The organism is Microcoleus sp. S36a_B3 (assembly GCF_036700745.1).
Taxonomy (GTDB): Bacteria; Cyanobacteriota; Cyanobacteriia; order Cyanobacteriales; family Microcoleaceae; genus Microcoleus.
The window spans coordinates 100374-116344 of sequence record NZ_JAUBPN010000019.1 but is presented as its reverse complement, the minus strand read 5'-3'; the positions used below and the strand labels follow the sequence as shown (position 1 = coordinate 116344).

The 15971-nt window shown below is 49.0% G+C and carries 7 protein-coding genes; 5 read left to right on the top strand and 2 right to left on the bottom strand.

Going from position 1 to position 15971, the window contains the following annotated elements; genetic code table 11:
- A partial coding sequence (locus QUA01_RS19810; protein WP_442922022.1) for an Ig-like domain-containing protein occupies positions 1-4346 on the top strand: 4346 nt, incomplete at its 5' end.
- 668 nt (positions 4347-5014) lie between these two features.
- On the opposite strand, the gene QUA01_RS19805 is transcribed toward QUA01_RS19810, so the two are convergent.
- A complete protein-coding gene (locus tag QUA01_RS19805) occupies positions 5015-5659 on the bottom strand; it encodes a GNAT family N-acetyltransferase (protein ID WP_333092120.1) in 645 nt (214 codons plus the stop codon).
- Between the two features lie 744 nt (positions 5660-6403).
- Between QUA01_RS19805 and QUA01_RS19800 the strand changes: the two genes are divergently transcribed.
- The 3 genes from QUA01_RS19800 to QUA01_RS19790 all read left to right on the top strand — a co-directional run bounded on the left by QUA01_RS19800 (position 6404) and on the right by QUA01_RS19790 (position 11844).
- Positions 6404-6667: a hypothetical protein gene (locus tag QUA01_RS19800; protein ID WP_333092121.1), complete on the top strand. Its 264-nt coding sequence runs from the start codon at positions 6404-6406 to the stop codon at positions 6665-6667.
- 524 nt (positions 6668-7191) lie between these two features.
- The gene (locus QUA01_RS19795) at positions 7192-10686 is read left to right on the top strand and encodes a response regulator (protein WP_333092122.1); all 3495 of its coding nucleotides are present in this window, start codon (positions 7192-7194) and stop codon (positions 10684-10686) included.
- Positions 10687-10998: 312 nt separating this feature from the next.
- On the top strand, positions 10999-11844 hold the full coding sequence (locus QUA01_RS19790; RefSeq protein WP_333092123.1) for a lysophospholipid acyltransferase family protein: 846 nt from the start codon (positions 10999-11001) through the stop codon (positions 11842-11844).
- Here QUA01_RS19790 and QUA01_RS19785 read toward each other — a convergent pair.
- Positions 11798-12004, bottom strand: a complete 207-nt coding sequence (locus tag QUA01_RS19785) for a DUF4915 domain-containing protein (protein ID WP_333092124.1) — start codon at positions 12002-12004, stop codon at positions 11798-11800. The two genes, QUA01_RS19790 and QUA01_RS19785, sit on opposite strands and share 47 nt — an antisense overlap.
- Positions 12005-12237: 233 nt before the next feature.
- Between QUA01_RS19785 and QUA01_RS19780 the strand changes: the two genes are divergently transcribed.
- Positions 12238-15339, top strand: coding sequence for an MFS transporter (locus QUA01_RS19780; protein ID WP_333092126.1), 3102 nt, complete (start codon positions 12238-12240; stop codon positions 15337-15339).
- The last annotated feature ends 632 nt before the right edge of the window (positions 15340-15971 follow it).

Below are 15971 nucleotides of genomic sequence, written 5' to 3'. Positions count from 1 at the left end.
ACCAAGCACCAGTAGCGACACCTACTAACCTCACGGTAGGGCCAAACAGCAGCGTCCCGGTGCCGGGATTGGGAGGAACTGACCCCGACCTAGAAGGGTCGATCGCCTCCTACACCATCAACACCCTGCCACCAGCGGCCCAAGGCATCCTGTTTTTAGGAGATCCAGCCAACGGCGGCGTACCAGTGACACCAGGTCAAGTCCTGACTCCAGCACAGTTGCAGCAACTGTTTTTCCAATCCACCGGCGACTTTACCGGTGCCAATTTTACCTACAGTGCTACAGATAACAGCGGCGCAGTTAGCCCCCCAGCTAACGCTAGTCTCGGTTTAACAGGAGCGCCACCCAACCAAGCACCAGTAGCGACACCTACTAACCTCACGGTAGGGCCAAACAGCAGCGTCCCGGTGCCGGGATTGGGAGGACGTGACCCCGACCTAGAAGGGTCGATCGCCTCCTACACCATCAACACCCTGCCACCAGCGGCCCAAGGCATCCTGTTTTTAGGAGATCCAGCCAACGGCGGCGTACCAGTGACACCAGGTCAAGTCCTGACTCCAGCACAGTTGCAGCAACTGTTTTTCCAATCCACCGGCGACTTTACCGGTGCCAATTTTACCTACAGTGCTACAGATAACAGCGGCGCAGTTAGCCCCCCAGCTAACGCGAATCTCGGTTTAACAGGAACGACACCCAACCAACCACCAGTAGCGACACCTACTAACCTCACGGTAGGACCAAACAGCAGCGCCCCGGTGCCTGGATTGGGAGGAACCGACCCGGAAGGGCCGATCGCCTCTTATACCATCAACACCCTGCCTCCAGCGGCCCAAGGAATCCTGTTTTTAGGAGATCCAGCCAACGGCGGAGTAGCCGTGACACCAGGTCAAGTCCTGACTCCAGCACAGTTGCAGCAACTGTTTTTCCAATCCACAGGTAGCTTTACCGGTGCCAATTTTACCTACAGCGCCACAGATAACAGCGGCGCAGTTAGCCCCCCAGCTAACGCCAATCTCGGTTTAACAGGAACGACACCCAACCAACCACCAGTAGCGACACCTACTAACCTCACGGTAGGACCAAACAGCAGCGCCCCGGTGCCTGGATTGGGAGGAACCGACCCGGAAGGGCCGATCGCCTCTTATACCATCAACACCCTGCCGCCAGCGGCCCAAGGAATCCTGTTTTTAGGAGATCCAGCCAACGGCGGAGTAGCCGTGACACCAGGTCAAGTCCTGACTCCAGCACAGTTGCAGCAACTGTTTTTCCAATCCACAGGTAGCTTTACCGGTGCCAATTTTACCTACAGCGCCACAGATAACAGCGGCGCAGTTAGCCCCCCAGCTAACGCCAATCTCGGTTTAACAGGAACGACACCTCCGCCGACTCCAGCACCAGTACCAACGCCCACTCCCACACCATTACCAATACCGATTCCAGCACCAACACCAACTCCAACACCAACTCCCAACGAACCGCCAGCAGCCAACAATACTAACCTCACCCTAGAGCCCAACAGCACCGCGCAAATTCCGGGATTGGGAAAAAGTGACCCCGATGGGTCGATCGCCTCTTACACCATCAACACCCTGCCCTCACCAGACCAAGGAGTCCTCTTTTTAGGAGATCCAGCCAACGGCGGCGTACCCGTGACACCGGGTCAAGTTTTGACACCGGCACAAATAGGACAACTATTTTTCCAATCCACCGGCAACTTTACCGGTGCCAATTTCAGCTACAGCGCCACAGATAACAACGGCGCTACCAGTCCCCTGGCTACCGCTACTCTCGGTTCCACAGGAGCAACTCCCACACCAAATCCCCTAAACTTACCCCCAGTAACCAACAATGCTAATTTCACCGTAGACCCCAACAGCAGCGCGCGGGTGCCGGGATTGGGAGGAAGTGACCCCGATGGGTCGATCGCCTCTTACACCATCAACACCCTGCCCCCAGCGGCCCAAGGAATCCTGTTTTTAGGAGATCCAGCCAACGGCGGAGTAGCCGTGACATCAGGTCAAGTTTTGACACCGGAACAAATAGGACAACTATTTTTCCAATCCACAGGTAGCTTTACCGGTGCCAATTTCAGCTACAGCGCCACAGATAACAGCGGCGCTACCAGCCCCGCCACTGCTACAGTTGCCGCTATCTCCCCGACTTCCAACCAACCGCCATCGGTTAACAATATTAACTTCACGGTTCCCACTAACGGCATCGTGCAGGTGTTGGGATTGGGAGGAAGTGACCCCGATGGGTCGATCGTCTCTTACACCATCACCAGCGTCCCCCCGGCCAACCAAGGAGTCCTGTTCCTATCAGATTCAGTCAACGGCGACGTACCCGTGACAGCCGGTCAAGTTTTGACTCCGGCACAAATAGGACAACTATTTTTCGTAGCCACAGTTGACTTTAACGGAGCAACTTTCAGCTACACCGCCACCGACAACCTCGGCAAAGTCAGCCCCACTAGCGCTAATGTTGCTGCTATCTTGAGGCCAGTTGGAACTGTTCCCCCACTCATACCTACACCCACACCAACGCCCGCGCCCGGTATCTCAAATCCGATCGCCGAACCAGATACCGACTGTTTGTGTCAGCCCATTATTGAAAAACCGGGAATTAACTTTGCGCCCCCGCAGCAACCACCTGCAGTTGGATTTGTCCGGCCTATTTCACAATTTTCAGAGGGACAAACCACCAAAGGAACCGACGGCGATGACTTCATCGTAGACACCAATGGCAACCAAAAAATCGTGGGTTTTGAAGGCAACGACCTGCTTTTAGGTGAAGACGGCGCGGACGAAATTTACGGCAACGAAGACAATGACACCATTTTTGGGGGCATTGACACCGATATTGTTTACGGAGACGAGGGCAACGATATCGTATTTGCAGGCAAACAGAACGACTGGATTGCGGGCGACTTAGGCTCTGACACCCTGTTTGGAGATCGAGGTGCGGATACGATTCTCGGAGACACCGGGCAGAACAACTCCCAGAGTCCTGACGATGCTCGCGATTTGATTTTCGGAGGCGAGGGTGCAGACCTCATTAACGGCAACGAGGGCGACGATACCATCCATAGTGGCAAAGGTGACGATATTGCCCTTGGAGGTAAAGAAAATGACCGAATTTGGGGCGAACTTGGCTCCGATACGTTGTTTGGTGGCATTGGCTCCGACAGCTTGTTTGGGGGCATCCGCGACCAAAGTGCCAGCGACTCCCAGGGACGCGACTTGCTGTACGGAGGCTTCGGTAACGACTTCCTCAACGGCCAACAAGCCAACGATACGCTGATTGCAGGCAAAGATAACGATCGCGCTTATGGAGGTAAAGGCAATGACATCATCTACGGTCAATTAGGCTCCGATACCCTCTACGGTGGCGAAGGAGCTGATACTCTGCTCGGCGACAGTGGCAGTTCCCAGTCCATCGGGGATCTCGGTGAACAAGACTTAATCTTTGCCGACCGCGGCAACGACATCATAGGCGGCGGGCACGGTAATGATACCGTCCAAGCAGGTAAAGGCAATGATTGTGTTTGGGGTGGCAAAGATAATGACTTGATTTGGGGCGAACTCGGCTCTGATACCCTTGTTGGCGACAGCGGCGACGACACCATGTACGGCGGTGCTCGAAGTCGAGCTAATGATGTTGGCGGTCAGGACTTGCTCTTTGGTGGCATCGGTGCTGATGTGCTGTTCGGCGATGAGGGTGACGATACCATCAGTGGTGGTCAAGACAACGACTTGATTTACGGTGGCAAAGCTAATGACCTCATACACGGAGATCAGGGTGACGACTTGATTTACGGCGGTGATGGCAGCGATGAACTCTGCGGTGGCGAGGGTAACGATACCATCTATGGCGATCGTGCTGATAACCGGGCTGTCTCGGTGGGGGCAAACGACCAGCAAGACTGCATCAACGGCGGTGACGGCGATGACTTGCTCTACGGCAATGAAGGCCAAGATACTATCAACGGAGATGCTGGCAGCGATACTCTGATTGGTGGTAAAGATAACGACCTTCTCAATGGGGGCGCTGGAGATGACTGGCTGTTTGGCGACTTGGGCGAGGATACTTTAATTGGAGGTATGGGGAGCGATCGATTTATTTTGAGTGCTGATGGCGGCACTGATACTGTGATTAACTTCGAGGTAGGTGTCGATAAGTTTGTTTTGACTGGCGGCGTGAGTTTCCAGCAGTTGCAATTTAGCGCTACTCCTGACGGTACTTTGCTGCGAATAGCAGGAACCGATCGGGTGTTAGGAAACTTTATCGGGGTTAACGGGGCGATCGGCTCTTCGGATTTCCTATCTAATCTCTTGTCTGAGGGCTAGAATTAGCGCCGAAAGTTCCCTATTTTCATAACAAAACGCCACAGCCGCTCAAAACTTCTGTGGCGTTCTTTGTAGGGCTACTTCGTCCGACGGTTAGGAGGTTTTGATATAGCCTTTATCAAAAAGTTTAGATTTTAGATACTTCGGGTTCGCTGTACAAGTTTTAGATTTTTTGACTTGCTTCGGCTCCCTTCGACTACGCTCAGCACAAGTCGCTCAAAACAAGTTTTAGATTGGGAAATTGAGAACTCTATCTGTCATATCATGTCCGGTCGATTAACCGCAATAAGGAATGAAATTTTAATAACTTAAGCGATTGCTCGTTACTTTCGCTCTGCCTGGTAATGCAGAACCGGAGGCTCTGCCTCCTTTGAGGAAGGCAAGTTACAGGAGATTTGTGTTATTAATCGACCGGACATGATATCAATACTCGATCTTTACCTCTAACTGCTAGATCGTATCTCGAAAAAAATTTGCGTTAATCTGCGTTAATCTGCGTTAATTTGCGGTTGACCTATCAATCAAAATATATGCAATAAGTCTACAAATTACGTTTTTTTCTACAATCAAATCGTACCTCCTATTGCAGGTCGAAGCTCTGGAAACAATTTTATGAGAGTTGTGCGATCGCCTAAAATCAACAAATACAACTCATTACCAATTACCCACTATCGCTTCAAATAATTAGCTTGTGAAAGCGAAATCTGCTTGCGTAAAAACAGCCGGCGCGGTTGACCGAACAGCCAATGAGTCCAATGCCAATCGACTTGTTGCAAGCGATAGCCCGCTTGATAGTACAACTGTCTGGCTGCGTGATTATTTTCCATAACGTGGAGGTAAATCTCCGAAAATCCCCATTCTCTTGCTGTATCCTCGCAGTTGCTGAGCAATTGTTGAGCAACTCCCTGCCGCCGATACTCTGGGTGAACGGCTAAATTTGACAAATAAGGATAGTCTGAACTTGGAATTTGCCAAGGGAAACGAGCGCGCAGGGCCATTTCTATTGTTCCTGCTACGCACCCAAGTCGGGGCGATCGATAATTCTGCATTCCTTCCTCGCGCGAGACTAGCTCAGCAACCAGACAAATGTAATGTTCTGCCTTAGAACGCAGTCGATTTTTTAAATCTTCGTAAATGCCCAAACGCAACACCGGATACACCCATTCTACCAATCCCTGGCGGGAGTGAAAGCTCATGGCTAAAACATCGGCTAGCTGTGTCAAGTCGTTCGACACAGCGACGCGGATCGAAAAGGCAGAAAGTCGGGGAGTTTGTTGTTCGTGAGACGGTGAGGAAAAAAAAGAAGGATTCACAATTTAAGGTCACTATATTATTTTTTTTACGCTATTTTCTCGGACTTTTACCTAAGAAACTTCTCTGATGTTATGATATTATGAGATAATTTATAGATATCGTTGATTCCTATCATTAAATCACATTATTTTATGCTTTAATTTAAGTAGTATTGGATGTTGTGTGCCAGTTTTTGGCATTTAAGAATCAATTTCCTATCAATCAAAACCAATCCCCTAATACTAAATTGGTGGGTAACTGCTAAGGTATTAAAAACAATCAAAAAGGTTTTAATGTCAGGTTCCCGGAACCCTGCGGATCTGTGTTGGTTCAAATATCCGATCGCATCGAATATAACTTTTCGCTCATAAAATTGAAAAACTCAACGACTGACCGCACTAACATCGGGCCCGCTTGCACGTCGGATCTTCGCCACCGGCCCGGTGAACCGGACAACCCAGCTTTCAGCAGTTATGGGTAATCAGCAAGCCCGTCCCGTCACGAATTGGCTTTACCTGTGGCGCTAGGGATCACTCTCCCCACCGTCCAATTTAAATTTGGATGGTCAGAAACATTCTGCGGGGGTTTTCCTTCACGGCTCGATCTTGTGCTGCGATACTGTGCAAAGGGCGATCGAGACTGTCAAAATCTCGAAGAAAGCTAATTTGCCGGTTTCCACAGAGTACATCCCTAGCTAAGATTAACAGATGGACGCTCTGGCTTACAGTGTTTGGCCGCACTAATTGGCTTCTCGAAAATCTGCGATGGCACAAAAATGCCGCGATCGCGGAAAAAGTGCAAGTCTAACTCAAATGGTACAGCAATTGCGTCACCCGCACTCAAAGCCAGTTTGGTCTGTCAGCCACCCCCCGAATATCCGTCAGGGGAACCGGCGCAGGCTCGCCGACAGTATCGAGCTGCGGACTGTTAAAGTTGCTGTAACCTTGGCAGTCGAAAAAACAGAGGCGAAAATATTGGTGGTCTATTATATCGTACTGACAGCAGTTTTCACATACCAAATAAAATAGACCAAGGAGGGAGAATATGACATAAATTTGGCAAATTAACTCACAACCGCGAAGGTTATTCCTATGTATTATGAGATATCCAGACAGCTTTTAAAAGTGCCGGATTCGTGTTTCTGCTCCTGCATAGAGGTGATGGGTAAGGGACACTTACCGCAAGACGAGTTTATGTGAATATCATTAAATAATAAAATTAGGGTGTACGACAGACAATTGTGGCTCAGAATAATTCTGGATTTAAAACTAAATTCTCAAAAATCAAGCTGGATTGGGAGCATCTGGGTTTTGTAAAAAGCATTTTTTTAGAGTGCGAACCCTCGGCAACTCGCGTATTGTACAACTCGCGACTTCCCGATGGCACAATACAAGATGCAAAACACCAATTCTCCCGGTTGACTCTTGCTTCTGCCAACTCACAACAACTTCAGATTCACGAACTATTGTGACTTCAACAATTGAAACCGGCGAATTCTTTTTTTCATCAGACTTATTAAATCGAACAGCCCCGGGGCACAGGAGAACGGTGCATGAATTCTCAATCAAATCCTAAGTTAAAAATTCTGATCGTCGATGACGAACCGGATAACCTCGACTTGCTTTACCGCACCTTCCATCGAGACTACAAAGTGTTCAGGGCAGAATCTGGCCCCGCCGCCCTAGAAATTTTGGCAAAAGAGGGAGAAGTTGCTGTGATTATCTCCGACCAGCGAATGCCAAAAATGAGCGGTACGGAGTTTCTCAGCCTGACGGCGGCTCAATACCCGGATGTCATCCGAATTATTTTAACTGGCTATACGGATATTGAAGATTTAGTTGAAGCGATTAATGCTGGCAAAGTATTCAAATACGTTACGAAGCCTTGGGATGCGGAAGAACTTAAAACTATTGTCACTCAAGCTGTTGAGACTCACAATATCCTGAAAGCGCGCACCAATGAACTGCGTAGGGCTCTCTCGCAAGAATCGCTGCTTTATGCCGTTACCAATACTATCCGATCGGCCCCCAATTACCAGCAAATGCTGCAAAGAATTGTGGAAACCGTCGGGCAGATGTTTGAGGTGAATTGTTGTCTGCTGCGACCTTTCCAAGACGGGCGGGCGGCTGACGAACAGTTCGTTTACCATGCGCCGGAAACCATACCTCTAGATGCTTCTGGACTTTCGGCGGATTTGCTGGCGGATTTGGTTTGGAAAACTCTGGATGTGCAGGTGATTCAAGATGCCGAAACTGATGAGAGAGTTTTAAATTGGGACAATCCCCAGCGACAGCAGGCTTATCAAGCTGCGAATATTCGATCGAGCTTAATCGTACCGCTGTTTTACAAAACGGAACTGATGGCTGTCTTAGCGCTGCACCAGTTCGATCGACCGCGCCAGTGGCAAGACCATGAGGTACAGTTGGTAATTACGGTGGCCGACCAAGCGGCTTTGGCGCTTTCTCAAGCCAGGGCTTACGAAAAGGTGCGGGCGCTGGCCAAGCGCGAGGCCTTAGTCAATACTATTACTACGGCAATTCGATCGAGCCTCGACCCCCAAAATATTTTTGCAGCCATTACTCAACAACTAGGCCAAGCTTTGCAAGTTGACGGCTGCGCCCTATCTTTGTGGACAGAAGATGATGAATACGTCCAGTGCGTGGGGCTCTACGACACAAATAGGAATACCGTGGCTGTAGAACAGGGTTTTAACAATCCAGAGGTAGTGGGGAACCAGGGAAACTCTGCTGGGCCAGGAACGGATTCTGCTAGTGGTGTTAACTCTGGCGCCTGGGTTTTTGCCCATCCTTCCTTGCCGCAATCTTTGGTGCCGATTCGGGGCAATCCGGTGCTGCTGCAAGTTATGGTATCAAAAGAGCCGGTGGCTATTGAAGACCTCTACGAACGCCCCGATTTAAATGTTACAGAACTGCAAGTTCGATCGCCAGCCCGCGCCCTGTTAGTCGTTCCCTTAATCTCCGAAGGCAAAATCATCGGCAGCATTTCCCTGCGCCAAAATCACACCATCCGCCGCTGGAAACTTTCAGATGTTGACTTGGCTCAAATAGTGGCAACTCAAGCTGCTCTAGCCGTGCAGCAGTCGCGCCTCTACCAGACTACCAGACAACAGGCAGAACGGCTCCTAGAGGCCGATCGGCTCAAAACCGAGTTTTTCCAAAATATCTCCCACGAATTCCGCACGCCTCTAACACTAACCATCGGCCCTTTGGAATCAGCTTGCGGCCGCCAAGAAGACTTACCCTACGAACAAGCGGTAATCGCTTTGCGTAATTCGCGCCGCCTCCTGCGCTTGGTAAATCAACTGCTGGACTTGCAGCGACTCGATGCCGGACGGATGCAGCCGAGTTTTCGCCCCTGCGATTTAGTCAGTTTCTGTTACTCTACCGCAGAGTCGTTCCGCGCCTACTGCGATAAAAAAGGACTGCAATTAATTACCCAACTGCAAGAATGTCCTTTACTTTATTTGGATATTGAAAGATTTGACAAAGTGATTTACAACTTGCTATCAAATGCTGTCAAATTCACCCCAGAAGGCGGAACAATTACCCTGACAATTAAACCGGCAGGCGCTCACTGCTTGCTGCAAGTAAAAGACACCGGCATTGGCATTCGCACCGAACAAATTCCCTATTTGTTCGAGCGCTTTCGCCAAGCCGAAGGTTCTACCAACCGTTCCTACGAAGGCAGCGGCTTGGGTTTGGCGCTTGTCAAGGAATTAGTCGAACTCCACGGCGGTCAAATTTCCGTGGAGTCAGTTTACGGCGAAGGTACTACTTTTACCGTCTGGCTGCACTTCGGTTCTACTCACTTACCACCGGAACAGGTACTAGAAATACCTGCAGAGTTTCATTCATCCAAAGCAGCGGTGGAACTGGCAGATGTGGAAGGTGATTTGTCTGATGCTGAATTTGCCAATGAGAGTTTTGAGGCGATCCAACCGATCAATTCAGAAACAGCAGCCGGCACTGTTTTGGTTGTTGACGACAATCCAGATTTGCGCTTTTATGTGTCGGGAATTTTGCAAAATGCCGGCTTTGCAGTTTTGCTCGCTCGCAATGGCGAAGAAGGATTTGCAGCCGCCCAAAATCGTCGCCCGGATTTAATTGTCACGGATTTGATGATGCCTTTAATCTCGGGTTTAGATTTGATTCGGATGATTCGACAAGATGAGGAATTGAAGGGGACTCCGGTAATTTTGCTGACGGCGAAAGCTGACGAAGATACTCGGATTGAAGGAGTAGAACGGGGTGCTGATGCTTATTTGTCTAAGCCTTTTAACGATCGCGAATTGTTGGCCGAAGTGCGAAATTTGATCGCTCTCAAACAAAACGAGCGCCGAGTGCAGCAGTTGAACAGTTATTTAACTGAGTCGGTGCTGCGCCGCTTTTTGCCGCCCTCGATGGTGAAGGCGGCTGCGGCGGGAGATTTGGGGCTGGATTTGCGCCCGGAACCGCGTTTGATTACTATTTTGTTTAGCGATATTGTCGGTTTTACTGAGATGGCAAATACGCTGCGATCGCGCCGGGTGGCTGAGCTGTTGAATGAATATTTGGCGGCAATGACTAAGGCTATTTTTGACAGTGGAGGTACGGTGGATAAGTTTGTGGGAGATGCGGTAATGGCTCTGTTTGGCGCGCCGGAGGAACTAACGCCTAATGAGCAAGTACGCCGCGCGGTGGCTGCTGCAAGGGAAATGCTGCGAGCTCTTAAGGAGCTTAACGAGCGCTGGGTGGAGCAGGGAATTGTGGGGGAAAATGGGATGCCTCCGGTGCGGTTTCGCTGCGGAATTCACCAGGGTACTGCGGTGGTGGGAATGTTTGGTGGCCCGGATCGATCGGATTATACTGCGATCGGGCCGAGCGTGAATATTGCTGCGCGCTTGCAAGAGGTGGCGGAAGCAAATTCTGTACTGATTTCGGCGGCGGTTGCAGATTATGTTGAGGAAGATCGAATTGTTAAATATAAGTCGCTGACACTTAAGGGAATTGATGAAACTGTGTTGACTTTTCTCTTGAATTGTGATTAGTTATATCAATTCCGGTTTCACCGGAATGATGTTGACTGTTGACTGTTGACTGTTGACTGTTGACTGTTTGAACAATACCGATGCAACCGGAAACGATATTATTGGTTGTTTGTGATTGGTTGTTTGTGACTGGTTATTGGTTGTTTGCTCCCAATTTCAATGTCCAATGCTTTTCTGTTTTTAGACCCAATTCTCAATGCTTTTATACCCAATGACTACTGACTACTGACTACTGACTACTGACTACTGACTACTGACTACTGACTACTGACTACTGACTACTGACTACTGACTAACTAAAATATTTTTAAAGTGACAAAAAATACTAATAAAAAATCCTCTAGCTATCCCTTTGACGGTTTATCTTTGGACGATCGCAATCCCGACTTCATTCAACTTTTGCTGCCCATCTGGGAATGGCTGTACCGCTACTATTTTCGCGTACAAAGCGACGGCTGGCACCACGTCCCCGCTAGCGGAAAAATGCTCGTTGTCGGCTCCCACAACGGGGGAATCGCCGCTCCTGATATGTTTATGTTTCTATACGAATGGTTCCACAGGTACGGCACCGAACGCTTGGCCTACGGATTGATGCACCCGACGGTTTGGCAAGTTTCGCCAGAGATTGCTAGCATGGCGGTGCAGTGCGGTGCCCTGAAGGCGCATCCGAAAATGGCGATCGCAGCTTTGCGAAAAAATGCCCCGGTTCTCGTCTATCCGGGCGGCGCAGAAGATACTTTTCGCCCCCATCACTTGCGTAATAAAATATACTTTGCCGGACGCAAGGGATTTATTAAATTAGCATTGCGAGAAGAGGTGCCAATTATACCAATAATATCCCACGGTGCCCACGATACTTTAATAGTTTTGGCGGATTTGTACGAACAAGCTAAGCAATTGCATGAATTGGGGATGCCGTGGTTGTTTGGCATCGATCCGGTGGTGTTTCCGGTGTATTTGGGATTGCCTTGGGGACTGAGTATTGGGCCTTTGCCTAACCTGCCTTTGCCAGTGCAAATTCGGACTCGCGTGTGCGAACCGATCGTATTTGAGAGGTACGGAAAAGAGGCGGCGGGCGATCGCGATTATGTCGATGCTTGTTTCGATTTAGTTACAACTCAAATGCAGGCACAATTAGATTGTTTGGCTGGTAATTGAGAATTGGGTGAAAGTGATCTTCGTTGATATCTTGTGAAATAAAGGGTGGTTTCCATAAAGGTTTATCAATGTGGCGAGCGCTCAATGTGGCTATACAATTGAGTAATGTGCTGATCAACATTACTTGTCCGCTGCTATCTACAGCTACCCATCCCTGCATAAAGTCCTAATTCAAAACAAGTCTAGTTGACCAATAGCACAAAATTGACATACCACAAATCTGCCTAAAGTGATAGTAGTCCGCAGACATATTTGTACACTTCCGACTGTAGGGGGATGCTTTAGCTCGTCAATAAAGCGATGCTTGCCATTGGGGGCACGAATCTAAAACTATATAATTAGTCAACTCGCGCCAACGATCGCGCGCACCCACCCTTTAACGAGGCATATACTATGTATCAAAATTTTCCAATAAATCCAGAAATGTATAACATCGGGTTCTTGCTGGCCCAAGTGCCAGTAGAACAGACTACAACTACAAACACAGTAGAAGAAACAGCACTCCTCTATTCCGGGCCGCAATTTTTTATCGCCCTAATCGCTGGAGTCGTTCTAGCCTGCGCTTTCCAACTGTTGCTAACAAATTTATCAGTAGCTGCAGGCCTTTCCTATATCGGACAATCCCACGATGACGGACACCACTCGGATAGCAGCAGCCCGCCACTGCGCCACATCGGCAGCAAAGTTGGCACTTGGACGCTAATCACCGTCACCGTCGCCCTATTCTTCGCTTGCTTGCTTGCGGTAAAGCTAAGCTTGATTAGCAGTCCGGTTTTGGGGGCGATCGTTGGTTTAGTTGTCTGGGCTACCTATTTCTCACTTCTCGTCTGGGTGAGCTCCACCACCGTCGGTTCCCTGATCGGTTCCGTCGTCAACACCGCAACATCTGGCGTTCAAGCGATTTTTGGCACCGCAGCCGCAGCCTTGGGCGCGAAAGCAGCTAGCAACCAAGTAGTGGCCACAGCTAAAGCAGCCGCCGCCGCAGTGGGACACGAACTCGGTAGCGCGATCGACCCCACAAGCTTGCGGGAAAACGTCGAAGACTACATCCAAGCCCTCAAGCCGCCGGAATTAGACATCAAAGCGATGCGCGGCGAGTTTGAAAAATTGCTCAACGATCCGCAACTCAAAAGCATTGCGGGCGAAAATTTGCCGAAGATCGATCGCCAAACTCTAGTAGATTTAGTAAGTTCGCGATCGGACTTGTCAAAGCGCGATGTCAACCGGATTGTAGACCAACTCGAAGATGCTTGGAAACAAGTAGAAAAACAAGAATCTAAATCAGACGGCATCGGCCAATTGGTAGATTATCTCAAATCTGCAAAATCGGGAGATTTGCTCTCAGAACAACTGACAAGTAGGGTAGAACAAGCCCTCAGCAGTCTGGGCGGTCAAAATTCCGGCCAAAGCCCCACCATGAGAGCCCAAGCAACGACAATGGCAGTCAATGCTTTAATGGGAATAGTTTTGGGCCGCACGGACATTTCCGATTTCGATGTAGAAAAAGTAGTCGGTCAGCTCAAAACAGCTAAAGATAAAGTTAGCGCCCAAGCTGATAAAGTTGCCGCTCAAGTCAAAGGCGAACCCGAAACTTATAGCCCGATCCGTGCCGATGTAGAAAACTACTTGCTCAACACTTATTCGTGGCAGATGAACCCGCAAGCGATCGAGCGCGAATTTCGTGACGTGATCTACGATCCTACGGCCGATCCGGGAACTGTGCGCCGCGAATTAGAAAAACTCAATAAATCTCAGTTTGCGGAAATTCTCGCGAGTCGAGGCGTTTTGACCCAAGACAAAATTAAAGAAATTTCCCAGGATTTAGAAGGAATAAGACGGCGAGTTTTAGAAACCGTTATCTTTGCTGAAGAGCAAGAAAAAGTTCGGGACTTGCAGTGGCGGGTGGAAACTTATTTGAAGCTGACCCCGAAAGAGGAACTGACAGCAGCAGGTATCGGGAGCGATTTCAAAAAAATCTTAGATGATTCCGATGCGACTTACGAACAGTTGCGCGATCGGCTTTCTCCTTACACCCGCGACAGTTTTGTGCAAATTCTCAGAGGCCGCGAAAACTTCGGCTTTCAGGAAGTAGAACAGATTGTCAACGAGTTGGAAAAGACGCGAGATGTCGCTTTAGCAGATGCTAAAGGCCTGCAAGAAGCCGCGCAAGTCCGACTAGACAATCAGTGGCAAAAAGTACAAGAATACTTGCAGTCTACGGGCAAATCAGAACTCAATCCCGAAGGCATCAAGCGCGATTTCAAAACACTGCTGGACAATCCAGAAGCGGGAATTTGGGCGCTCAGAGCTAGAGCTTCTCGGTTCGATCGCGATACTTTGGTAAAATTGCTATCTCAGCGCAAAGACCTCAACGAAAACCAAGTAAACGAGCTTCTAGACAGCGCCGAGGAAACTTGGCACAGCGCGCTCCAAGCACCGCAACAACTGGCAGAAAAAGCTAAGGATCAGTACGACCAAACTACGACCGCCCTGGCAGATTACCTCCGCAATACTGGCAAATCAGAACTCAATCCTGAAGGGATTCAGCGCGATTTGACGAAACTGATGGAAAATCCCAAGGAAGGGGCTTTAGCGCTGCGGGGACGCCTGTCTCAGGTCGATCGCGATACTTTGGTAAAACTGCTTTCTCAGAGAGATGATTTGACTGAAGAACAAGTCAATCAAATTATCGACCAAGTGCAGGAAACTCTGGGCTCGATCGTGAAAGCGCCTCGCCGTTTGGCGAAGCGGGTACAAACCCAAGTCCAGGATTTTCAGAGCGTTTTAGAGGATTATTTGCGAAATACGGGCAAGGATGAATTAAATCCCGAAGCCATCAAGCGCGACTTGCAACTGCTGCTGCACGACCCAAAAGTCGGCGCTTACAGCTTGGGCGAGCGTCTGTCGCACATCGATCGAGAGACTATGGTTTCTCTGCTGTCTCAGCGGCAGGATATTTCTGAAGCAGAAGCTGCTCGCATTGTGGATGGAATTTTGTCGGTGCGCGATGAGTTTGCACTACAAATCCAGAAAATTCAGGATCGCATTCAGTCGGTAATTGACGGGGTTCTCGGAAAAGTTCGGGATTACCTCAATTCGCTCGATCGCCCTGAACTAAATTATGAAGGGATTACGCGGGACGTGCGTCAATTATTTGACGATCCCCAAGCTGGATTTGATGCTTTGCGCGATCGGCTAGGTCATTTCAACCGCGATACTTTAGTAGCACTAATCAGTTCCCGCGAGGACATTTCCGAAGCCGATGCTAACCGCTTGATCGACCAAATTGAAGTCACCCGCAATAGAGTGTTGCAAAGAGCAGAACGCTTGCAGCAAGAAGCCCAGCTTCGCCTTGAAAGCATCAAACTTCAAGCTGAAAAACAAGCTGAAGAAACCCGGAAAGCAGCCGAAGTTGCTTCTTGGTGGCTGTTTTTTACCGCTCTTACCTCGGCCGTAGCAGCAGCCGGTGCCGGTGCTTTAGCTGTTATCCGGTAACTAAAAACTGAATTTGCGCCGTGCAAGCTAATAGTGCCTGATGTGAGTTCCTACTGACATCAGGCACTATTTTTATCAGAGTTTTCAAGGCGAGGATCTCACTTTTGCAGCCAAGCTAGAAATTGGAGACAGGAGACAGGAGACAGGAGGAAAGAGGAAAAAAGAAGGAGTCAAAAGAAGTGTTTTTACAAATATGATATGCTCCTCTTTTCAAGAGCGTGTCGGCTCGATTCATATCAATTCCGGTTGCACTCATACATGATGTTAACGGTTAACAGTCAACAGTGAATTTACTATTCCGATGAAGAGAGGATTTGATATAATATTGAAAAACTTTTTCATACTTGACAGTATTTTCCATAAGTTTAGTATAGTAGAGATAGATACAGGTATAGCCTTTCTCAGAAAGATGAGGTACTATCCGGGATAGGGCATAGGGCATAGGGCATACCTCACACCTCACTTTTGTGAGAACCGCTATAGCATAACCGCTAGTACAAACGGGCGATAATCCAAAACGACTGGCTAGAAAACAATAATATCTAGTGGGTAGCGAACACCACAAAAAACATAGCTAGGGCAGCCACCGCGCACCCATACCAGAAAAATCAAAAATTTAGTAGTTAAATGTA